Below are 20329 nucleotides of genomic sequence, written 5' to 3' on the forward strand. Positions count from 1 at the left end.
AAAAAGAATGAACAATAACCCCTTGATTCCAGAGAGTAAACTTCCTGCGCTCGGCACCACGATTTTTACCCAGATGAGCGCCCTGGCCCAGCAGCATCAGGCCATAAACCTGTCCCAAGGCTTTCCCGATTTTGACGGCCCGCGCTATCTGCAGGAGCGTCTGGCGTACCACGTGGCGCAGGGGGCGAATCAGTACGCCCCGATGACCGGCGTGCCGGCGCTGCGCGAGGCGATCGCCGGGAAGACGGCGGAGCTGTATGGTTACCAGCCCGACGTTAACAGCGAGATCACGGTCACCGCCGGCGCGACGGAGGCCCTGTATGCGGCGATCACCGCCCTGGTGCGCCGCGGCGACGAGGTGATCTGTTTCGATCCCAGCTATGACAGCTACGCCCCCGCGGTGGCGCTGGCCGGCGGCGAGTTACGTCGTATTGCGCTGCAGCCGCCGCATTTTCGCGTCGACTGGCGGCAATTTGCCGCCGCCCTGAGCGAGAAAACCCGGCTGGTGATCCTCAACACCCCGCACAACCCTTCGGCCACCGTCTGGCAGCGCGAGGATTTTGCCGCCCTGTGGCAGGCGATCGCCGAACGCGAGATCTATGTCCTGAGCGATGAAGTCTATGAGCATATCTGCTTTGCTGAGGGCGGCCACGCCAGCGTGCTGGCGCATCCCCAGCTGCGCGAGCGGGCGGTGACGGTCTCCTCGTTTGGCAAAACGTTTCATATGACCGGCTGGAAGGTCGGCTACTGCGTGGCCCCGGCGGCCATCAGCGCCGAACTGCGCAAGGTGCACCAGTATCTGACCTTCTCGGTGAATACCCCGGCGCAGCTGGCGATCGCCGACATGCTGCGCGAAGCGCCGGAGCATTATCGTGAGCTGCCGGCGTTTTATCGGGAACGTCGCGATCTGTTTATTGAAGCGCTGCGTCCCAGCCGGCTGGAAATCCTGCCCTGTGAAGGGACCTATTTCCTGCTGGCGGACTACAGCGCCATCTCCGATCTTGACGATGTCAGCTTCTGCCGCTGGTTGACCACTGAGATCGGCGTGGCGGCGATCCCGCTCTCCGTCTTCTGCGCCGATCCGTTCCCGCACAAGCTGATCCGCTTGTGCTTCGCCAAACAGCCGGCGACTCTGCTGGCTGCGGCGGCGCGTTTGTGCCAGCTGTAGTTACTTAATCGTCCACGCCTGGGAGAACTGGCGGCCGGCGAACATCTCTGTCAGGCCGCTAATTTGCTTCAGACGCAGCACTTCATCGGCATCCATCCCCAGCTCTTTGCCGATTTTCTGCGGCGTCCAGCCGAGCCGGGTCAGCTCGCGGACGATCTCTGACATGGCGTGGATTTGGTGGCGACCGCGCGCCCGGTTATGGCGTATGGTCGCTGCCATCAGCCCGTCACGCGAGGCAGCATCACTCGTCAGGCAGGTCACCGGCAAATAGCCTTTTAGCGTTTTTTTCAGCACGGCTTTGCTGCAGGCCAGCTCATGGCGGTGAAAACCATCGACAATCGTATACGCCTGTGGGCCTTGCTGGATGACGACGACCGGCTGGGTAAAGCCGTCGGCCTCCAGCGACGTTTGCAGCAGACGCTTCTCCGGCGGCGCCACGTTATTCGGGTTGTAGTCGTTGGGGGCGATCAGCTCCTGTTTGACCCACAGCACGCAGTCGACGGGCTGCGAGCGGAAGGGGCTGTAGTGGTGGAGCACCTGGCGAAACGCGTTGATAGCCTCAATGCGCGCCTCGTCATCCAGCTTTTGCAGGTAAGCTTCCAGCGCCTGCGTCAGTTGTTGTTGCATAAAATCCCCCATTGTTGGCGATGTTTTTCCATGCGTTTACGGTAGCGCTGATAGTGGCTGCTTTTGGTTGGGCTAAACGAAAGCTGACGGCACCAGTAATCGTTATTGAGCAGTACTTTACAGACTCGCCGCCAGGATGGGATATCTTTGGTGCCAATGTCCGCAGGTTGGGTATCCGGAATATCCTCCATACCTTTTTTCTGGTACCAGCGCAGGTAGACGGCGATTTTATTGCGGTAGTGCTCGGCGGTAGTTTCCGGCATGCTGTCGAGCAGGAACAGGGCGTAGCTTTTCCACGTCAGGTGGTCGGGCTTGTCGATTTTCCGATGACCGTAGAACTGATTATCATGCCCGGCATAGACCCCGCCGCTGTGCGCGCCGCTCACTCGCTGGCACATCGCGGCCCAGCGCTCAGGTTCCAGCACGTGATACAGCCACAGCCCCTGGCGCTGCTCGGGACCAAACGGTTCGCAAATGCGCATATAGCGCAGCGGCACCCCGGCCTGATACATCAGATCGTACAACGGGTTATAGGGCTCGCCGCTTTTGGCAAACCAGGTCCAGATATCGGCGGTTTTCCAGTCATAGAGCGGGTAGATGTACCAGGCATGGCCGCCCGGCGCTGAAGTGGTCCATGGTTTATCGTCGGCGAAGCGCTGTTTACGCTGTGAAGAAATCGTCATAAAGCGATTTAGCGATTCGTCGGCGCGAATGCCCACCAGCACGGCGGCGGGACGACGCTGCGAAAACCACTCGGCGAAGTGGCTGACGAAGGCTTCAAAGCTCATTCCGGGTTGATAAAATGAAAAATAGCCCGGGTGGGTAATGGCCCAGGGCGGCGGCTGGCGTACCCACTCGGTTCCGGGCTCCCAGCATTGCCATTGCGGCTTATACTGCGTCAGGGCATTTTGGGTGGCGAGCGGCAGGGCGACCCAGTAAAAGGTTTCGATGACATCCGCATACAGCGCACGCAGTTTTTCACAGTGGGCGATGGTGCAGGAGAACTGCGCTTCCCAGTCAATAAACAACACGCAGATTTTTTTCCCCTGTAACCGCGCCGCCTGGGCGGTTAAATGCAGCATAACGGTGGAGTCTTTTCCCCCGGAAAAAGAGACACAGATGCGCGAAAAATTATCCATGACCCACTGGATCCGCTGCTCAGTTGCTTGCAGCACCGATTCCGGTAAGGGATATTTAATAAACGACATGACCATTAATCCTTTAATAGTAGAAAATTCCCGTTAGCTCAGTATAAACGATGAGGGGTAGGAAATTAATGGTCGATTATTGTTTCTGGCAGCGGGGGAACAGAAGGGCGTTATTCGCTGTGATTAAATTGGGGCTGTGATGCCTCTCGATCATTCATTAATATGGTGATTAATTCAGTTAAAAAATGATTTTGCGAAGATGCATGGTGGTAATTAATGTAGATCGTGATATCCGGAAAAAGATTATCTATGTTGATGGCGTGAAGTTGCATAGTGGGTGAGATAAAGTCATATAAATAGGAAGGCAAAAAGCCAATTAAGTCGGTTTTATTAATCATGTTAAGAATGGTCATAAAAGAGTCGCTGCGAAAGGCAATATTGCGCGGATTCAGCCAGGCGATGCTGCTTTGCTGCACGCGCTGAATAACGGGATCGTTGGTAATATAGTGAGTGAAAAACTCCTGTGCCAGTGACTCTACCGAGGTAAGCGTTTCGCGTCGCGGATGGCCCGCCCGGCAAACCGCCAGCGTCTGCACCGTCTGATAGGGCTGACAGATCGTGGCGCGGTTGGTAATGGGCATGCGGGTGAACACCAGGTCCGCCTGGCGATACGCCAGCAGCTCCTCAGCCGATTCGGTGGTGGTCAGGTTATGGTGCTCAATTTGCAAGTTCGCCTGATGACAGAGCTGGTTAATCATAACGTGGCTATTGACTGAACAGAACAGCGGGGGGCCATATATCACAATACGTTTACGCAGTTCTGAGCGATTATTAAGATTGATGGTTTTTTCCAGCTGCTCCAGATTTTGCTGTAGATGATAATGAAGATTGACGCAGGCGGTGGTGGGCGTCATTCCTTTGCCAACACGAACAAATAGCGGATCGTTTAACTGCTGGCGCAGACGCTGCAACGACTGACTCACCGCTGAGGGGGTGATAAATAACATCGCCGCCGCTTTGCTGATGCTCAAATGTTGATAGATACATTCGAAAATAACCAATAAATTCAAATCGAACTTTTTCAGATCGTAAAGATTTGCCATTAATGCAGTCCTGTTTATTACCGGTGCGGATTATAATATTCCTAATGATAATGTTTTGTGGCTTAATATTTGCGGTGTGAATTTAATTATTGGCAAATACAGTTAAGTTCTGCTTAATATATCTTATCGTCGACGGTGGCGCCAGCGGTCGCTTCCGCCAGGCGCCATTGCGGGATGGAATTACTCTTTTTCACCCATCATAATATGCAGTTTCTCTTTATCCGGTAGGCCGACCACCTGCTGCAGCATATTATCTTTATTCATATAATAAATCGCCGGCGTCACGTTGGCTCCCAGATCGTCCATCAGCTGCTGGTTGACGTTGAGCATTTTCATTTTCTCCGGCGGAATTGCTTTCGGGATCGTCAGAGCCATTTTCCCATTCGATTGCTCGTAATCATGCCAGGTTTTCGCCGGATCGCTGCTGGCGAGAATCGCCGCGGCGGTGGCCGGGCTCTCCGGCTTAATCACCCCCACCAGCAGAGTGCGGATCTGCACTTTACCGGCCTCTACCCAGGGGCGGGATTGCTGCCAGAACTGCTTGCAGTAGGGACAGAAGGGATCGGCAAAGATATACAGCACGATAGGGGCGTCCTTGCGACCATCCTGCAGCCAGTGGGCGCTGGCCATCTTCTTCCACATCTCTTGTCCCGCCGGGGTATAGAGTTCTTTCTGAAACAGCTGCTCGCTGAGGTTGCTGCCGTTCTCATCATACATATAGCCGGAGATCGCGTGTTTACCATCCGGCGTTAGGTAGATGGCGACCCCCATGTCCTGGTATTTGCCCAGCCAGCCTTTCATTCCCCCCGGCGCCTCAAAGGGTTTTATAATGGTAATGCCCTGTTTTTCAATCGCTTTTACCGGAGCGGGGAGTTCCTCCGCATGGCTGCATAACGGCAAAAGGCTGAGTAACAGAAGACGCTTTAACATAAGTATTCCTTGTAAAATCAGCAGGAAAGGGCAAAACGATTGTCGAACCTATCACAGTCATAGGCAAGATCAGCAGAATGACGGATTGCCCTTTGCTGGCGTGGGTGATGTAATCTTGGATGCTGTTACATTAAGGTAATGTAGAGCGCAACACATAGCCAGTCTGACTGGCGCTGAACCTACCCTCGGGTATTTCAGGTAACGGGGCCGCCTGAAAGGTGGCCTTTTTACTTTTGTCGCGGCAAATGATGCGAAAAACAGCGATTAGCGCTGAACGCGTCGACAGGTTCACAGAGTTGTCTTGTTCCGGTTGTTAGATAACGCTTATCGATTCGATAATGTAAACGCATTGGTCGGGTCAGGAAAAATTCGTTAACTTAGACCTCAACGAAAACACGGAGGAAGTATAGATGTCCTTAATTAACACCAAAATCAAACCGTTCAAAAACCAGGCATTCAAAAATGGTGAATTCATCGAAGTCACCGAGAAAGACACCGAAGGCCGCTGGAGCGTCTTCTTCTTCTATCCGGCTGACTTCACCTTCGTCTGCCCGACCGAACTGGGCGACGTGGCTGACCATTACGAAGAACTGCAGAAGCTGGGCGTAGACGTTTACTCTGTGTCTACCGATACCCACTTCACCCACAAAGCGTGGCACAGCAGCTCTGAAACCATCGCCAAAATCAAATATGCGATGATCGGCGACCCGACTGGCGCCCTGACCCGTAACTTCGACAACATGCGTGAAGATGAAGGTCTGGCTGACCGCGCTACCTTCGTCGTTGACCCGCAGGGTATCATCCAGGCGATCGAAGTTACCGCTGAAGGTATCGGCCGTGATGCGTCTGACCTGCTGCGCAAAATCAAAGCGGCGCAGTACGTTGCTTCTCACCCAGGCGAAGTCTGCCCGGCGAAATGGAAAGAAGGCGAAGCGACGCTGGCTCCTTCTTTAGATCTGGTTGGTAAGATCTAAGTCTGTTTGTGCCCGGCGGCGCTACGCTTGCACGGGCCTACAAGATCGTAGGCCGGGTAAACGGCGTGCCACCCGGCAATCAATGGGCGCTTTCGCGCCCATTTTATTCCAACACCATGATGCAAGCGCATTCAGGCAGCCTGACGAGGCCGCTTGCATGATGATGTTTTAAGCCCAGGAGATAACAATGCTCGACACCAACATGAAAACCCAGCTCAAGGCCTACCTTGAGAAGCTGACCAAGCCTGTTGAGCTGATTGCCACGCTGGATGACAGCGCTAAATCGGCAGAAATCAAGGAACTGTTGGCTGAAATCGCTGAACTGTCAGACAAAGTCACCTTTAAAGAAGACAACACGCTCGCGGTACGTAAGCCCTCGTTCCTGATTACTAACCCAGGTTCCGACCAGGGCCCGCGTTTTGCAGGCTCCCCGCTGGGCCACGAGTTTACCTCGCTGGTGCTGGCGCTGCTGTGGACCGGCGGTCATCCGTCGAAAGAGGCCCAGTCGCTGCTGGAGCAGATCCGCGATATTGATGGCGATTTCGAATTCGAAACCTACTATTCGCTCTCCTGTCATAACTGCCCGGACGTGGTCCAGGCCCTGAACCTGATGGCGGTGCTCAACCCGCGCATCAAACACACGGCGATTGACGGCGGGACCTTCCAGAATGAGATCACCGAGCGTAACGTCATGGGCGTGCCAGCGGTGTTCATGAACGGTCAGGAGTTTGGTCAGGGACGGATGACGCTGACTGAAATCGTCGCCAAAGTGGATACTGGTGCGGAAAAACGCGCAGCGGAAGAGCTGAATCAGCGTGACGCTTACGATGTACTGATCGTTGGCTCCGGCCCGTCCGGCGCGGCGGCGGCGGTCTACTCTGCACGTAAAGGGATTCGTACCGGCCTGATGGGCGAACGCTTCGGCGGTCAGGTGCTGGATACCGTGGATATCGAAAACTATATTTCGGTGCCGAAAACTGAAGGCCAGAAGCTGGCAGGCGCGCTGAAAGCGCACGTCAATGACTATAACGTCGACGTGATCGACTCCCAGAGTGCGACCAAACTGACGCCGGCGGCGACAGAGGGCGGCCTGCATCAGATCGAAACCGCCTCCGGCGCGGTGCTCAAGGCGCGTAGCGTCATCATCGCCACCGGGGCGAAATGGCGCAATATGAACGTGCCGGGCGAAGAACAGTATCGCACCAAGGGCGTGACCTACTGCCCTCACTGCGATGGTCCGCTGTTTAAGGGCAAACGCGTAGCGGTAATCGGCGGCGGGAACTCCGGCGTGGAAGCCGCCATTGACCTGGCGGGCGTCGTAGAGCATGTGACCCTGCTGGAGTTTGCCCCAGAGATGAAAGCCGACCAGGTGTTGCAGGATAAAGTCCGCAGCCTGAAGAATGTCGACATCATTCTTAATGCGCAGACCACGGAAGTGAAAGGCGATGGCAGCAAAGTCACCGGTCTGCAGTATCGTGACCGGGTGAGCGGCGATGAGCATCATGTCGCGCTGGCGGGGATCTTCGTCCAGATTGGCCTGCTGCCTAACACCACCTGGCTGGAAGGCGCCGTTGAGCGCAACCGCATGGGCGAGATCATCATCGATGCGAAGTGCGAAACCAACGTCAAAGGCGTGTTCGCCGCGGGCGATTGCACCACCGTGCCGTACAAACAGATTATTATCGCGGCAGGGGAAGGGGCAAAAGCATCGCTGAGCGCTTTCGACTACCTGATCCGCACGAAAACCGCATAACAAGTCAGACAATAGACCTGCATAACAAAGAGGCTACCCAGGGGTAGCCTCTTTTTTTATACTCTTTTCGTCATTCTTACCTGACGACCATTACCGGGATATGGGCATGGCGGATCACGCTTGAGGCATTGGAGCCGAGCAGGTGGGTACTGATGGAGGGATTGCGTGAGCCAATAACTACCACGTCGGCGTTAATTTCGCTGGCCAGTTCGTTGACCATATCGCGCACGCTGCCAAAACGGACATGTAGCTTGATACGAGACGGGTCAATGCTGAAGTGGCTGACCATCGTCTGCAGGCGAGTCTCCGCCTCATGCTGCAGATGTTCCTCAAACCGCCGCAGGTCGGCGGTAAAACGGCTCATGGTAAAGCTCGCGGAACCCGGTAAGACGTGGAGCAGATGGATCACCCCGTCCTGCTGGGCCAGAAACTCCGCGTGCCGGACGGCTTTATCGCTCAGCGCCATCTCAAAGACATCAACCGGCATAATGATAGTCTTATACATATGCAATCCTCCTTGTTCGTTTGCGTCTATATCAACATATTATATGCGGATATTGTGTCATTCAGGTCGCAAAACTGTCAGCCAGACAGGCGCAAAGCGTAAAAAAGGGTAAGCGGCGGGAAAACAGCAGAAAGAGGATGTGCGGACATCCTCTGAATAAAGCGCGAAACGCCTCAGGCAGCGGGATTAGCGGTGGAATTCGCCAGCGGCTTCCGGCTGGTACAATAGCTCCAGCACTTCCAGGTGCGTCGATGCGCCGCCCGGCAGCTCCCAGTGAATGGTGCTGCCGACTTTCAGGCCCAGCAGCGCGGCGCCCACCGGCGCGAGGACGGAGAGCTGGCTGGCGCTGTCGGTCACCTGTGACGGAAACACCAGCGTCCGCACGCGCTCTTCGCCGCTGGTTAAATCGCGGAATTTTACCCTGCTATTCATGGTGACGACATCATGCGGCATCGCTTCCGGGGCCAGCATTTGCGCGCGGTCGAGTTCCTCATTCAGGGCATCGGCAACCGGTGAGTTGGCGAAAGCCGGCTGCTCCAGCAGCCTGTCGATACGTTCGGCATCCAGTTCATTAATGATGATTGCGGGTCTGGTCATTGCATACTCCATGTTATCCAGGAACCTGTCCGTAAAAGAAAACCCTCGCCGAAAGGGGCAAGGGTTAAGGTCCTACCATCATACTGAGAGTTGCCGGCAGTTTGAAGTGATGAAACGCACATTCAGCGTGCAACACCATCCGGCGGACGGTGTTTTCCAATCAGCATCCCGCTTTACGCTAGTGGCCAACCTTATCGAGGATAAACTGTGCGCCGCAGTTACCCGGGTGAGGCTGGGGCAGAAAAGCGGAAGTGGCCAGCGGGGCGTTGATGGTCGCGGCGTTGAGCGAGATTTGCATCTCCGTCAGATAGGCCGGATTACCGTTGCAGGTTAGCTTAAACGCCTTCACGCTCTGCGGACCCCAGGCGCGGGCCACGGCGGCGTCGAAGTCGGCGCGGCTGACCGTTTGGCCATAGTGCTTCGCGAGAAAATCCCCCACCGGGCTGCGCTTAATTTCACCGTTTAGTCGCACCATGGCGCCAAAGTAGCTGTCGGGATCGAAGCCGAAGCAGACGCCATGTTTGGCATATTCGTAGCGTTCCAGGCAGGAGGTGCCGCCCGATCCCGGCATCACATTATTAAGTTTATTGGCCATCTCCAGCGACAGTCCGGTCTCCGCCGCCTGGCATTTGCGGTTCGCTTTTACCTCCGGCATGTTGGGCACCGGACGCGTGGCGCAGCCGTAGCGCATCCAGCGACGTTCATCCACTCCGCGCGCGGCAATGGACTTTGGCAGCCCGGGCCACAGGCCATGCACGGTCAGAAAGTCGGCTTTATTCGCGGTGTCCTGCTGCAGGCGACACTCTTCCGGTTCGTTGCGATTGCGGTCATACATGCTCTGACAGAATCCGGTTTGCCAGGAGAGGGCAAGGACGTAGCGGTCAAAATCAGCGTATCGCGTCGCGGTGAGCGGTTCAGCACCGGCCTGAGTGGCGGTAAGCACAAGGGCAATCGCGGCGAAATCCTTCCTGAACATTTTTATTCCTGATTATGGATGGCAAAAGATAACGGGGAGTTATTAAAGCATAAAAAAGGCGCCCGCTGGCGCCTTTTCGCGTGGTTAGACCATTAGTGGAGCGCGCTGCCGGGCACCAGGATTTCAGTAGCAACGATCACCACCAGCAGGCCAACGAGCACCGGCACTGAGGTGCGCTTGACCACTTCGAATGGGGAAATCTTCGCCATCCCGGCAACGGCGACCACCACCCCGGAGACGGGCGATATCGTGCGGCCGAGGTTAGAAGCCTGCAGCATCGGAATCGACAGGTAGGCCGGATTGATGCCGGAGGAGTGCGCCAGCTTGGGGATCATCTCAACGAAGGCGTAGAACGGGGCATTACCGGAACCGGTGGTCATTGCCGCCAGCATGGTCAGGATCACCAGCACCAGCATCAGAATAATGCTGGCCGAGCCGAAGGAGGTGGCGATTGAGATCAGACCGTTGATAAAGCCGATAGTGCTTAACCCCTGGGCAAAGACGCCGGCGGCAACCAACAGCATCACTACGCCGGCGAAGGCGTCGGCCATTCCACGGTAGGCGACTTCCAGCCCGCTAAAGACGTTTTTGGTGTTGAAACCGCGCAGGAACTCGAGGATCGCCGCCAGCAGCATGCAGCCAACGAGGATGGTGATAATGTGCAGCTCCGGCCCCCATTTACCGTCAAAGATCAGCACGCCGATGATCGGGGTAAACGGCAGAATGGCATACAGCGCCGGGGCGGTGGTGGTGATGTCGTTGACATCGAGCATCTCGTGAGAAATGTGCTCTTTTTTATCCAGATAGCGCTGCCAGAAAAAGTGGGCGATCGCCATGCAGATAATGGCCGCGATGGAGATCGGCAGCGTGGTTTTAAAAGCAAAGTCGATCAGCGGCATTTCAGCGGCTTTGGCCGCCAGGACGACGTCACCCGAGGTTGGCGAGAGGATAATCGCCGCCGGTGAGGCGCAGATGGCGGCGGCGGCCCCGCGGCTGATACCGACATTCACCATTACCGGGAACAGCGTCGCCATCAGCAGTACGCCAAGGCCGGTCGCGGAGGAGACGGCCAGCGACATCAGGCAGGCGACAAAATAGGCGGCAATCATCAGCAGATAGGGCGAATTAATATAGCGCAACGGCTTCGACGCTAATTTGACCACCATATCATTGGCGCCAATATGGGTCATATAGGTGGCGAAGCCGCACAGCATCATGATCATCATGCCCAGATCGCCGCCGCGGCTCATGAGTAGAATCTTAATGTATTCAATAATATCGGTAGCGGAATAGCCGGTGCTCGCGGTATTACCCGGTAACACTTTATGTCCCAGCAGGGCGCTGACGATCAGTAAGATTAAGCCTCCGACGAACAGCACCCCGGTGGCCGAGAAGCCTTTAATGATATAGCGGGCTACGCCCACAATGACCACAATCCCTATCAGGATCTCAATAAACGTCAGCATTTATTACCCCTAAACCCAAAGAATATGTAGATAAAAAGCACCACACCAAATTTTAATGTGCGAATGTGCCGAAAAAACGGACAAAACTCGCTGATGCAAATCAATAAAGCGATAAGAACTACACGTCCCCCATCACGCCTGGATATAATCACCAGATGGATAGTTAAGCCGTTCTGATGGACAGCGGGCGAAAATCAGGAGTTTGCCTTATTTCGTTCAACCTGCATTGAGATTATCTTTGCTATTTTAGGTGGTTTTTAAATCAAAGTGGTAATAGAAAAGTGTTGATGTTACGTCGTTTTTCATTGTTTTCTCTTGGTTTTTTAGGATGGTTATTGGTGTCCGGAAACGCCAGCGCGTCGTTTTCATCGACCCTTAGCGAAGGTTACCATACCTTAAGTAATAACGTAGCGCAGACCTGGAATGAGCCGGAGCACTATGATTTGTACGTTCCAGCCATCACCTGGCATGCGCGCTTTGCCTATGACAAGGAAAAAACCGATAAGTATAACGAACGTCCGTGGGGGGCAGGTTTCGGCGTCTCGCGCTGGGATGAGAAAGGGAACTGGCATGGCCTGTACCTGATGGCGTTTAAAGACTCTTTTAATAAGTGGGAGCCCATCGGCGGCTACGGCTGGGAGAAAACCTGGCGCCCGCTGACGGACCAGAATTTCCACCTCGGCCTTGGCTATACCCTCGGCGTCACGGCGCGCGATAACTGGAACTACATCCCGATCCCGGTGATCTTGCCATTGGCGTCAATAGGTTACGGTCCGGCAACTTTCCAGATGACCTATATTCCCGGCACCTACAATAACGGTAACGTTTACTTCGCCTGGGCGCGCTTCCAGTTTTAATTCGCTAAGTCTTAGCAATAAATGAGATAAGCGGAAGGTCTTGTGCAAAAACAAGGACTAAAGCGTTACCCACTAAAAAAGATAGCGACTTTTATCACTTTTTAGCAAAGTTGCACTGGACAAAAGGTACCACAATTGGTGTACTGATACCCGACACAGCATTAGTGTCGATTTTTCATATAAAGGTAATTTTGATGTCTAAGATTAAAGGTAACGTTAAGTGGTTTAATGAGTCCAAAGGATTCGGTTTCATTACTCCGGAAGATGGCAGCAAAGATGTATTCGTACACTTCTCTGCAATCCAGTCCAACGGTTTCAAAACTCTGGCTGAAGGTCAGCGCGTAGAGTTCGAAATCACTAACGGTGCCAAAGGCCCTTCTGCTGCAAACGTCATCGCTCTGTAAGCAACGCGTCAGTAGAATATAAAAACCCGCTAATAAGCGGGTTTTTTTTTGCCTGTCTCCTTCGCTTTTAGCGGCTGGCCGCCTGCGAGAAAAGCCAGAAGGCGAGCGCCGTCATCGCAAACGAACCCAGCAAATTCACCGCGACGTTGAGCAGCGCCCAGCTTACCCGGCCCTGCTGCAGGAGAAACACCACTTCCGCAGAAAAGGTGGAGAACGTGGTCAGGCCGCCGCAGAAACCGGTGGTAATCAGCAGTTTCCACATCGGGTCAATACCGGTCAGACGATTAAACCACGCCAGCCCGGCGCCAATCACAAAGGCGCCTAACAGGTTGGCCGTTAGAGTCCCAATCGGGATAGCATGGTGCACAGGATTGAGCTTCATGCCGAGCCACCAGCGCAATACGCTGCCGGTGCCGCCGCCAATAAAAACGGCGCAAAGAAGTTGAAACACGGTCGTTTCCTGCTATTTGATGTAAGAGAGTGTCAAGTGTAGCGCGCATCGGGCGCGATTGGCTATCCATAACCTGACGGGAGAAGAACATGCGGGTAGCGGCAGGACAATTTGCCGTCACGCCAGTATGGCGGACGAATGCGCAAACCTGTGTGGCGATGATGCAGCAGGCGGAGCAAGAAGGGGCGGCGCTGCTGGTGCTGCCGGAGGCGTTGCTGGCGCGGGATGACAACGACCCGGATCTGTCAGTTAAATCGGCCCAGCCGCTGGATGGCGCATTTTTGCAGCCGCTGTTGGCCGAGAGCAGGCGTAACAGCCTGACCACGGTCCTGACGCTCCATGTGCCGTCAGGGGAGGGGAGAGCGACCAACACGTTGGTGGTATTGCGGGAAGGCGCAGTGATTGCCCATTATCATAAACTTCATCTATATGACGCCTTCGCGATGCAGGAGTCCCGGCGGGTGGATCCCGGTCAGCAGATCCCGCCGGTGATTGAGGTGGCGGGATTACGCGTTGGCCTGATGACCTGCTACGATCTTCGCTTTCCGGAACTGGCGCTTTCGTTGGCCCTGAATGGGGCACAGCTGCTGGTGCTGCCCGCTGCATGGGTGAAAGGGCCGCAGAAAGAGCATCACTGGGCGACGCTGCTGGCGGCACGCGCTCTCGATACTACCTGCTATATCGTGGCGGCAGGCGAATGCGGAACGCGCAATATCGGGCTGAGCCGCATCGTCGATCCGCTGGGGACCACTCTGGCGGGGGCCGGGAGCGAGCCGCAGCTGATCTTTGCCGATCTCTTAGCGGATGACCTTGCGCGCGTTCGCGAGCGTTTGCCAGTGCTGCGGAACCGACGATTTGCGCCACCGCAATTATTATGACGTTTTTTTAAACAAGGCTTGATTCACCTTGTTACAGATTGCTATTGTGTCCGCGCGTCAAATACCCGTATTGTTTATCCCAATAATTCGCTGTGCACGTCAGGATGGACATCTCAGCGCTCACTCCCGGAGGGGAGGCTATGGGCCGAAACACGCAGCCCACGCACAGGTGGATTACAATAGGACGGATAAATGCGTGTATGATGGCGTATTCGCAGCTTGTATAGAGAAGAAGGTTAGCTATGGGTGAGATTAGTATTACCAAACTGCTGGTAGTCGCAGCACTGATTATCTTAGTGTTTGGTACCAAGAAATTACGTACGCTGGGCGGCGACCTGGGGTCGGCTATCAAGGGCTTTAAAAAAGCCATGAACGAAGATGACGATAGCGCGAAGAAAACCACCGCAGAAGAAGAAGCGCCGGCGCAGAAGCTCTCTCATAAAGAGTAATTCTCCGGCTGCGTCCCCTGACGGGATGCTGGCGGTACGGCGAAGAGGCCGCGACGTTTATCGTTGCGGCCTTTGTCGTTTTTGTCGACGCCGCGGAGAAAAGATGCAACTAACTGTTACGGACAGGCGAAACGGATGAAGCGGAGAGAGCCGCTGCGCCGAACAGGCGCGCAGCGGCGGAAGCGGTGGGTTATTTAACTTCCATCCCTTTAGCCTGCAGGTCGGCATGATAGGAAGAGCGGACGAAGGGACCGCAGGCGGCGTGGGTGAAGCCCATCGCCATCGCTTCCGCTTTCATCTCTTCAAACTCTTCCGGGCTGACGTAGCGCTGCACCGGCAGGTGGTGACGGCTCGGCTGCAGATACTGGCCTAACGTCAGCATGGTGACGCCATGGCGACGCAGGTCGCGCATCACTTCGATGATCTCGTCGTTGGTTTCGCCCAGACCTACCATCAGGCCGGATTTCGTCGGGATCTCCGGGTGCGCTTCTTTAAAACGCTCCAGCAGCTTCAGCGACCAGTTGTAATCCGCGCCCGGACGTACCTGACGATAAAGACGGGGCACGTTTTCGAGGTTATGGTTGAAGACATCCGGCGGGGTCACCGTCAGAATATCAAGTGCGCGATCCATGCGGCCGCGGAAATCCGGAACCAGCGTTTCGATCTTAATCGACGGGTTTTTCTCGCGAATGGCGCTGATGCAGTCGGCAAAATGCTGTGCGCCGCCATCACGCAGGTCGTCACGGTCTACCGAGGTGACTACGACATAGCGCAGACCCATATCGGCGATAGTTTGCGCCAGCTTTTGTGGCTCGTTTGCATCTGGCGCGACCGGGCGTCCATGCGCGACGTCGCAGAACGGGCAACGGCGGGTACAGATCGCGCCGAGGATCATAAAGGTCGCGGTACCGTGGTTGAAGCATTCTGCAAGGTTCGGGCAGGAGGCCTCTTCGCACACAGAGTGCAGGCCGTTCTTACGCATCGCTGCTTTGATTCCCTGGATACGGGACGAGTCTGCCGGAAGTTTGATTTTCATCCATTCCGGTTTTCTGAGCAGAGCTTCACGCTCAGTTGCCACGTTTTTCACCGGGATAAGGGCCATTTTATCGGCGTCGCGGTACTTAACACCGCGTTCCATCACAATGGGTTTACTCATAGCGTGCGTGTTCCAGTTGCGAGTCACGAAGGAAAGCGAATTAATTCAATGAAATGTTGCAATTATCAACTATTTTTGAATCAAGAGCAGGCAGTATACCATTGAAAAGGGGCAGAAAGCAGCCTGCCTGCCCGGCAAATTGTAAAATAGTTGTTGTTTTATCCTTTTCCCTTCCGTGCGCTACGCCTTAAACGAGCGGATCACCGTCTCGATGATCTCTTTCAGCAATGGCTCTTTCCCGCTCAGCTTATTAAAGTGCAGCGCAACGTCAATCTGCTCTTCACCGAGGGAAGGGAAATCCAGGGTCTGCAGCGGCCAGAGACGGGACACCATGGCGAACAGGCGTTCGGTGGTCAGACCCAGCATATCGCTCCCGGCGATCATCGCCGCCTGGGTCATCAGGTTAAAGGTGCTAAAGCCGCAGCGGCGCTCGCCCATCTCTTCCTGTAGTCGGCGATGGAGGGTGGGGTAGCGCTGGCCTTCCGGCAGCAGCAGCGCAAATTCGTACTCCGCGAGGGTCGTTTCATCCTGCGGACCGTCCAGCGCGGGATGTCCTGCGCGGCAGTACATCTGTACCCGATCCTGAAACAGCACATGATGGCTTATCGCCTGGCCGCTGTGCAGGTGGGTATCAATGAGCAGATCCACCTGGCGCTGGTCAAGCTGCCTCGCGGCGTCGACGATGGCGATATTGTGCAACAGGATCTGCGGAAAGGTCGGCTTCAGCGCGCTGGCCAGGCCAGGCATCAGCAGCGCTCCCATCGCTGGCGTAGTGGCGATAGTGATCACCCGCTGCTGGTGCGGGCTACCGGTGATATCCAGCGCGCTGAGGAAAGCTTCCATGCCGCGGCTGATGTATTGATGAAGATGGGTGGCATAGGCGGTGGGGGTGACGCCCTGTCCTTTGCGGATAAATAGCGGATCGGGGAACAGCGCCCGCAGTTTGTTAATTGACTGGCTAATCGCCGAGGGTGTGATATTGAGTATCTTCGCGGCGTTGACGATACCTTTATGTACGTATACCGCTTCAAAGATCGTCAACAGATTGAGGTCAATATTACGCAGGATGCGAAACATTTGACGATCGTAACGTTCATCCTGTCTGTCAGGAGATTCTGACGGAGGCGTATTCTCTGGCACGCGATGAGTCCGGTTGGGAATGATAGGCCAAGTATAGCGGCCCACCGCGTTGCCGTGCGTGACAATTGATTGCAAAAATAACGTGTTACTCGTTTAGCGCCCCGCTGACAGCGGGACGTTGGCCTGCCGCTTAATCCCGGGGAAGATATTCGTGCGGTGGATGATTTAGCAGCGCCAGCAGATTGGCGACCAGCCGCGGAGCGACCGTCTCCGGGGAGGCTGCCGGCTGCCACTGGCGCATTTGCGTCATCTCCATACCGGCATAGCCGCAGGGGTTGATACGCAGAAACGGTGTGAGATCCATGGCGATATTAAGCGCCAGACCGTGGAAAGAACAACCTTTACGGATCCGCAATCCCAGAGAGCAGATTTTGCGTTCGCCGACATAGACGCCAGGGGCGTCGGCGCGGGGGTGCGACTCGATACTATATTCAGCCAGGGTATTGACGACCGTTTGCTCCAGTAGCGTCACCAGCTCCCGCACGCCCAGCTTACGGCGCTTGAGGTCCAACAGGACGTACATCACCTGCTGTCCCGGACCGTGATAGGTGACCTGGCCGCCGCGATCGCTCTGGATCACCGGAATATCGCCGGGCACCAGCACGTGTTCCGCTTTGCCGGCCTGACCCTGGGTGAATACGGGGTGATGTTCCACCAGCCAGATCTCGTCGAGGGTATCTTCATCACGGGCGTCGGTAAATTCATGCATCGCCTGCGAGACGGGTTCGTAAGGTTGCAGGCCAAGCTGCCGGATAAGAATTTTATTGTGCTGCAAAACAACATCTCCGCCGGGAAGAGAGAATTCAGGTTGGGGAGTATATCACAGCCGTGCAGAAGGGAATGAGAAGACCCGGCACGGCGGCCGGGTCAGGGAAAAGGTTACAGCACCATCCGAACGATATCGATATTGCCTAACTCTTCGTACAGCGTTTCCACTTGTTCAATGTGGGTGGCGTTGATGGTGATGGAGACCGAGTGGTAGTTACCTTTGCTGCTCGGTTTTACTGACGGCGAGTAATCACCAGGCGCATGGCGCTGTACCACTTCCACCACCTGATCAACCAGCTCCGGCAACGCCTGCCCCATTACTTTGTAAGTAAATGGCGTAGGGAATTCAAGCAGTTCGTTAAGTTTGGTTTTCATGTCAGCTCCGGTGTTACGACAAAATAATAACTCCCACCAAGGGCGGGAGTTATCAGGTTACTTGGATGAATAGTATATGGGGATGGAAATCACACTTTCAAGTGTTCGATTTTTAACCAAACCAGTGGTGGAACATTAATTTAATGTAATCAATAATTTTGCCGAAGAAATTACCTTCCGGAATTTCCTGCAGGACCACCAGCGGACGCTGGTCGATGGTTTTACCATCCAACTGGAAGTTAATGGTGCCGACAACCTGGTTTTTCTGCAGCGGGGCGTGCAGCTCAGTGTTATTCAGCACGTAGCTGGCTTTCAGATCTTTCATTCGGCCGCGCGGAATGGTCAGGTAGACGTCTTTATCCACCCCCAGCGAAGCGCGATCGCTGTCGCCGAACCAGGCCGGTTCGGAGGCAAACTCTTTGCCAGCTTTAATCGGGTTGACGGTTTCGAAGAAGCGGAAGCCCCAGGTAAGCAGTTTTTTGCTTTCCGACTCACGGCCTTTGAACGTCCGGCCACCCATTACCGCGGAGATCAGGCGCATCTGGCCTTCGGTGGCGGAGGCGACGAGGTTGTAACCCGCTTTGTCGGTATGGCCGGTTTTGATGCCGTCGACGTTCAGGCTGTTATCCCACAGCAGGCCGTTACGGTTCAGCTGGCGGATGCCGTTGAAAGTGAACTCTTTCTCACGATAGATGGAGTACTCGTTCGGTACGTCGCGGATCAGCGCCTGGCCAATCAGCGCCATGTCGCGCGCGGAGCTGTACTGTCCGTCAGCATCAAGACCGTGAACGGTCTGGAAATGGGTGTTTTTCAGGCCCAGAGCATTGACGTAGTTGTTCATCAGGCTGACGAAGGCGTCCTGGCTGCCGGCGACGTAGTCGGCCATCGCCACGCAGGCATCGTTACCGGACTGCAGGTTAATACCACGGATCAGCTGAGAAACCGGCACCTGCATGCCCGGCTTGAGGAACATCAGAGAAGAGCCTTTGAAAACCGGGTTGCCGGTGGCCCAGGCATCGTTGCCGACGGTGACCAGATCGGACTCTTTGAATTTGCCCGCTTTCATCGCCTGACCGATAACATAGCTGGTCATCATTTTGGTCAGACTGGCCGGGTCGCGGCGGGAGTCGGCATTGTTTTCAGCCAGTACCTTGCCAGAGTTGTAATCGATAAGGATCCAGGATTCGGCGTCAATCTGCGGGGCGCCTGGGATCATCGTTTTGATATTCAGGTCATCGGCGCGGGCAGCGGAGGAGAGCGCTGCAACGGAGAGCGCCGTAATGAGTAAACGAGCTGTGAAAGAGGTCTTCATGGTCAGAACAACGGCATCCGTGATGGAGTTAAAAAAGTGCCTTACTATAGCAAATGCTCTGCGGGCCAGCATCCGACATTGCGCATGAGTTTGTTAATGACTTTTACATGCGCGAGGTGAACGGGCGGCCCGCGGCGTTTAGTTGGCGCGAGTAATAAAGGACTGCAGCTGCGCTTCGCTTTGCAGGCGCTGCTGCACGGCGCTGGCCTGTGCTTTATCAGCAAAGGGACCCAGCTGAATACGCCAGACCGCGCCGTTTTGCATGACCCGGCCTGGCACAGAAAACTGCTGGCTCAGGCGCTGCTGATACTGCTGCGCCCGCGTCTGGTCGCTTACTGCGCCCACCTGGACAACAAAATTACCGCTGGCGCTGGAGGTCGCCGAGGACGAGGCCGCCACGGCGCCAGCGGCTGCGGCGGTGGCCGCAGCGGGCGCCACATTACCCTGAATGGAGCCAGGCGCGGTCACTGGCGCTGTTGGCGTGGCGCCGGCGGCAGGAGCCGTCGCGGCGGCTGCCGCTGGTTCGCTACTCTCCAGCACGCCGTTGTTCAGGGGCGTCGGCGCGCCGAGGAAACCGCCGCTGTTCACCGGCGCGCCCACGCTGTCTGCCGGCGTCAGCGTGCTGTTGCTGATCGGGCGAACGTCAGTGGGCGCGGGCTGGCTCATGCCAGCGGCGTCCCCTCCGTCCAGATTCGGACGGGCGGGCAGGGCGTAAGTTTGTTTGGCGACGGTGGTACAGGCCATCCCCGGGCCGGAAAGCGAACCGTCAGGCGCGACGATGATGGGGTCGATGCGCACTTTGGTGTTGTTGGAGGTGTTCAGGCGGTCAGCGGATGCGCGGGAAAGCGAGATGACCCGATCGTTGCCATAGGGACCGCGATCGTTAATCCGCACGACGATCATCCGTCCGTTGGCAAGGTTAGTGATCCGCGCGTAGCTCGGGATCGGCAGCGTCGGGTGCGCTGCGGTCAGCTGAGTCGGATCGAAGGCTTCGCCGCTGGCGGTCAGGTTGCTGTTGGGTTCCGCGTCATAGATCGCCGCGAAACCGGCCTGAGTAAAGTTGGCCGGATCCTGAACGATTTTGTAGCTTTTACCGTCGCGCTCATAATCCTGATTCGCCGTGGCGTTCGGCGTTTCATACTGCGGATCGGCGCCGCTGATCTCAACCGTCGGGCCATTACAGACGGCCGGCTGTGGAGTACTGACCGTTTTTTGTTGCACGTCATCACTCGAACATGCCGCCAGCAGCCCCGCTGCTATGCAGATCCCCAGCCATTGCTTACGCATTGCTA

General features: G+C 55.7%; 22 protein-coding genes. 7 read left to right on the forward strand and 15 right to left on the reverse strand.

Going from position 1 to position 20329, the window contains the following annotated elements:
* Positions 1-22: 22 nt before the first annotated feature.
* Complete coding sequence (locus DR88_RS19235; RefSeq protein ID WP_072201178.1) at positions 23-1168, forward strand: pyridoxal phosphate-dependent aminotransferase; 1146 nt, start codon at positions 23-25, stop codon at positions 1166-1168.
* On the opposite strand, the gene DR88_RS19230 is transcribed toward DR88_RS19235, so the two are convergent.
* From DR88_RS19230 to dsbG, 4 genes are all read right to left on the reverse strand, one after another.
* Positions 1169-1795 carry an IbrB-like domain-containing protein gene (locus tag DR88_RS19230; RefSeq protein WP_032443814.1) on the reverse strand — a complete coding sequence of 209 codons (627 nt, stop codon included), beginning with the start codon at positions 1793-1795 and terminating at the stop codon, positions 1169-1171.
* Entirely contained in the window at positions 1780-3003 is a 1224-nt protein-coding gene (locus DR88_RS19225) for a phosphoadenosine phosphosulfate reductase (RefSeq protein ID WP_025862041.1), read from the reverse strand. The genes DR88_RS19230 and DR88_RS19225 overlap by 16 nt, the downstream gene beginning before the upstream one ends.
* A gap of 110 nt (positions 3004-3113) precedes the next feature.
* Positions 3114-4046 carry a DNA-binding transcriptional repressor CitR gene (gene citR, locus DR88_RS19220; RefSeq protein ID WP_004147565.1) on the reverse strand — a complete coding sequence of 311 codons (933 nt, stop codon included), beginning with the start codon at positions 4044-4046 and terminating at the stop codon, positions 3114-3116.
* 180 nt (positions 4047-4226) lie between these two features.
* The gene (gene dsbG / locus DR88_RS19215; protein WP_025862042.1) at positions 4227-4976 is read right to left on the reverse strand and encodes a thiol:disulfide interchange protein DsbG; all 750 of its coding nucleotides are present in this window, start codon (positions 4974-4976) and stop codon (positions 4227-4229) included.
* 410 nt (positions 4977-5386) lie between these two features.
* On the opposite strand from dsbG, the gene ahpC reads away from it, so the two are divergent.
* Together ahpC and ahpF are read left to right on the forward strand one after the other, a co-directional pair.
* Entirely contained in the window at positions 5387-5950 is a 564-nt protein-coding gene (ahpC, locus tag DR88_RS19210; RefSeq protein ID WP_002894394.1) for an alkyl hydroperoxide reductase subunit C, read from the forward strand.
* A 187-nt stretch (positions 5951-6137) separates the two neighbouring features.
* A complete protein-coding gene (gene ahpF / locus DR88_RS19205; protein ID WP_004142378.1) occupies positions 6138-7703 on the forward strand; it encodes an alkyl hydroperoxide reductase subunit F in 1566 nt (521 codons plus the stop codon).
* Positions 7704-7779: 76 nt separating this feature from the next.
* Here the strand turns inward: ahpF and uspG are convergent, their stop codons facing one another.
* From uspG to dcuC, 4 genes are all read right to left on the reverse strand, one after another.
* Complete coding sequence (gene uspG, locus DR88_RS19200) at positions 7780-8208, reverse strand: universal stress protein UspG (protein WP_002894401.1); 429 nt, start codon at positions 8206-8208, stop codon at positions 7780-7782.
* A gap of 186 nt (positions 8209-8394) precedes the next feature.
* Positions 8395-8805, reverse strand: coding sequence for a nucleoside diphosphate kinase regulator (gene rnk / locus DR88_RS19195; RefSeq protein WP_002894404.1), 411 nt, complete (start codon positions 8803-8805; stop codon positions 8395-8397).
* Between the two features lie 178 nt (positions 8806-8983).
* Positions 8984-9781, reverse strand: a complete 798-nt coding sequence (rna, locus tag DR88_RS19190) for a ribonuclease I (RefSeq protein ID WP_004176884.1) — start codon at positions 9779-9781, stop codon at positions 8984-8986.
* Between the two features lie 92 nt (positions 9782-9873).
* Entirely contained in the window at positions 9874-11247 is a 1374-nt protein-coding gene (gene dcuC, locus DR88_RS19185; RefSeq protein WP_004147571.1) for an anaerobic C4-dicarboxylate transporter DcuC, read from the reverse strand.
* Positions 11248-11585: 338 nt separating this feature from the next.
* Here dcuC and pagP point away from each other — a divergent pair, with 338 nt between their 5' ends.
* Both pagP and cspE read left to right on the forward strand, forming a co-directional pair.
* The gene (gene pagP / locus DR88_RS19180; protein WP_004183399.1) at positions 11586-12104 is read left to right on the forward strand and encodes a lipid IV(A) palmitoyltransferase PagP; all 519 of its coding nucleotides are present in this window, start codon (positions 11586-11588) and stop codon (positions 12102-12104) included.
* Positions 12105-12298: 194 nt separating this feature from the next.
* Positions 12299-12508 (forward strand): transcription antiterminator/RNA stability regulator CspE, encoded by a 210-nt coding sequence (gene cspE, locus DR88_RS19175; protein WP_002439184.1) that lies wholly within the window; start codon positions 12299-12301, stop codon positions 12506-12508.
* Between the two features lie 67 nt (positions 12509-12575).
* Here cspE and crcB read toward each other — a convergent pair whose 3' ends face one another.
* Positions 12576-12959, reverse strand: a complete 384-nt coding sequence (gene crcB / locus DR88_RS19170; RefSeq protein ID WP_004223642.1) for a fluoride efflux transporter CrcB — start codon at positions 12957-12959, stop codon at positions 12576-12578.
* 89 nt (positions 12960-13048) lie between these two features.
* Between crcB and DR88_RS19165 the strand changes: the two genes are divergently transcribed.
* Both DR88_RS19165 and tatE read left to right on the forward strand, forming a co-directional pair.
* Positions 13049-13837 carry a deaminated glutathione amidase gene (locus DR88_RS19165; protein ID WP_004191334.1) on the forward strand — a complete coding sequence of 263 codons (789 nt, stop codon included), beginning with the start codon at positions 13049-13051 and terminating at the stop codon, positions 13835-13837.
* 242 nt (positions 13838-14079) lie between these two features.
* The gene (tatE, locus tag DR88_RS19160; protein ID WP_002894464.1) at positions 14080-14286 is read left to right on the forward strand and encodes a twin-arginine translocase subunit TatE; all 207 of its coding nucleotides are present in this window, start codon (positions 14080-14082) and stop codon (positions 14284-14286) included.
* 190 nt (positions 14287-14476) lie between these two features.
* Here tatE and lipA read toward each other — a convergent pair whose 3' ends face one another.
* The 6 genes from lipA to rlpA form a co-directional block, all read right to left on the reverse strand.
* Positions 14477-15442, reverse strand: coding sequence for a lipoyl synthase (gene lipA / locus DR88_RS19155; protein ID WP_002894467.1), 966 nt, complete (start codon positions 15440-15442; stop codon positions 14477-14479).
* Positions 15443-15622: 180 nt separating this feature from the next.
* Positions 15623-16582, reverse strand: coding sequence for a YbeF family transcriptional regulator (locus tag DR88_RS19150; RefSeq protein ID WP_071531358.1), 960 nt, complete (start codon positions 16580-16582; stop codon positions 15623-15625).
* Between the two features lie 130 nt (positions 16583-16712).
* Positions 16713-17357: a lipoyl(octanoyl) transferase LipB gene (gene lipB, locus DR88_RS19145; protein ID WP_002894472.1), complete on the reverse strand. Its 645-nt coding sequence runs from the start codon at positions 17355-17357 to the stop codon at positions 16713-16715.
* 104 nt (positions 17358-17461) lie between these two features.
* Positions 17462-17725, reverse strand: a complete 264-nt coding sequence (gene ybeD / locus DR88_RS19140) for a DUF493 family protein YbeD (RefSeq protein ID WP_002894474.1) — start codon at positions 17723-17725, stop codon at positions 17462-17464.
* A gap of 112 nt (positions 17726-17837) precedes the next feature.
* The gene (gene dacA, locus DR88_RS19135; protein WP_002894539.1) at positions 17838-19037 is read right to left on the reverse strand and encodes a D-alanyl-D-alanine carboxypeptidase DacA; all 1200 of its coding nucleotides are present in this window, start codon (positions 19035-19037) and stop codon (positions 17838-17840) included.
* Between the two features lie 138 nt (positions 19038-19175).
* Positions 19176-20324, reverse strand: a complete 1149-nt coding sequence (gene rlpA, locus DR88_RS19130) for an endolytic peptidoglycan transglycosylase RlpA (RefSeq protein ID WP_004147579.1) — start codon at positions 20322-20324, stop codon at positions 19176-19178.
* Between the last annotated feature and the right edge of the window lie 5 nt (positions 20325-20329).

This window comes from Klebsiella pneumoniae (genome assembly GCF_000742135.1).
Lineage (GTDB): Bacteria > Pseudomonadota > Gammaproteobacteria > Enterobacterales > Enterobacteriaceae > Klebsiella > Klebsiella pneumoniae.

What these genes read in the sequence shown, in the direction of transcription:
- DR88_RS19230 (WP_032443814.1), bottom strand. Translation starts at nt 1,795, where the DNA reads ATGCAACAACAACTGACGCAGGCGCTGGAAGCTTACCTGCAAAAGCTG.
- DR88_RS19225 (WP_025862041.1), bottom strand. Translation starts at nt 3,003, where the DNA reads ATGTCGTTTATTAAATATCCCTTACCGGAATCGGTGCTGCAAGCAACT.
- citR (WP_004147565.1), bottom strand. Translation starts at nt 4,046, where the DNA reads ATGGCAAATCTTTACGATCTGAAAAAGTTCGATTTGAATTTATTGGTT.
- dsbG (WP_025862042.1), bottom strand. Translation starts at nt 4,976, where the DNA reads ATGTTAAAGCGTCTTCTGTTACTCAGCCTTTTGCCGTTATGCAGCCAT.
- ahpC (WP_002894394.1), top strand. Translation starts at nt 5,387, where the DNA reads ATGTCCTTAATTAACACCAAAATCAAACCGTTCAAAAACCAGGCATTC.
- ahpF (WP_004142378.1), top strand. Translation starts at nt 6,138, where the DNA reads ATGCTCGACACCAACATGAAAACCCAGCTCAAGGCCTACCTTGAGAAG.
- uspG (WP_002894401.1), bottom strand. Translation starts at nt 8,208, where the DNA reads ATGTATAAGACTATCATTATGCCGGTTGATGTCTTTGAGATGGCGCTG.
- rnk (WP_002894404.1), bottom strand. Translation starts at nt 8,805, where the DNA reads ATGACCAGACCCGCAATCATCATTAATGAACTGGATGCCGAACGTATC.
- rna (WP_004176884.1), bottom strand. Translation starts at nt 9,781, where the DNA reads ATGTTCAGGAAGGATTTCGCCGCGATTGCCCTTGTGCTTACCGCCACT.
- dcuC (WP_004147571.1), bottom strand. Translation starts at nt 11,247, where the DNA reads ATGCTGACGTTTATTGAGATCCTGATAGGGATTGTGGTCATTGTGGGC.
- cspE (WP_002439184.1), top strand. Translation starts at nt 12,299, where the DNA reads ATGTCTAAGATTAAAGGTAACGTTAAGTGGTTTAATGAGTCCAAAGGA.
- DR88_RS19165 (WP_004191334.1), top strand. Translation starts at nt 13,049, where the DNA reads ATGCGGGTAGCGGCAGGACAATTTGCCGTCACGCCAGTATGGCGGACG.
- tatE (WP_002894464.1), top strand. Translation starts at nt 14,080, where the DNA reads ATGGGTGAGATTAGTATTACCAAACTGCTGGTAGTCGCAGCACTGATT.
- lipA (WP_002894467.1), bottom strand. Translation starts at nt 15,442, where the DNA reads ATGAGTAAACCCATTGTGATGGAACGCGGTGTTAAGTACCGCGACGCC.
- ybeD (WP_002894474.1), bottom strand. Translation starts at nt 17,725, where the DNA reads ATGAAAACCAAACTTAACGAACTGCTTGAATTCCCTACGCCATTTACT.
- dacA (WP_002894539.1), bottom strand. Translation starts at nt 19,037, where the DNA reads ATGAAGACCTCTTTCACAGCTCGTTTACTCATTACGGCGCTCTCCGTT.
- rlpA (WP_004147579.1), bottom strand. Translation starts at nt 20,324, where the DNA reads ATGCGTAAGCAATGGCTGGGGATCTGCATAGCAGCGGGGCTGCTGGCG.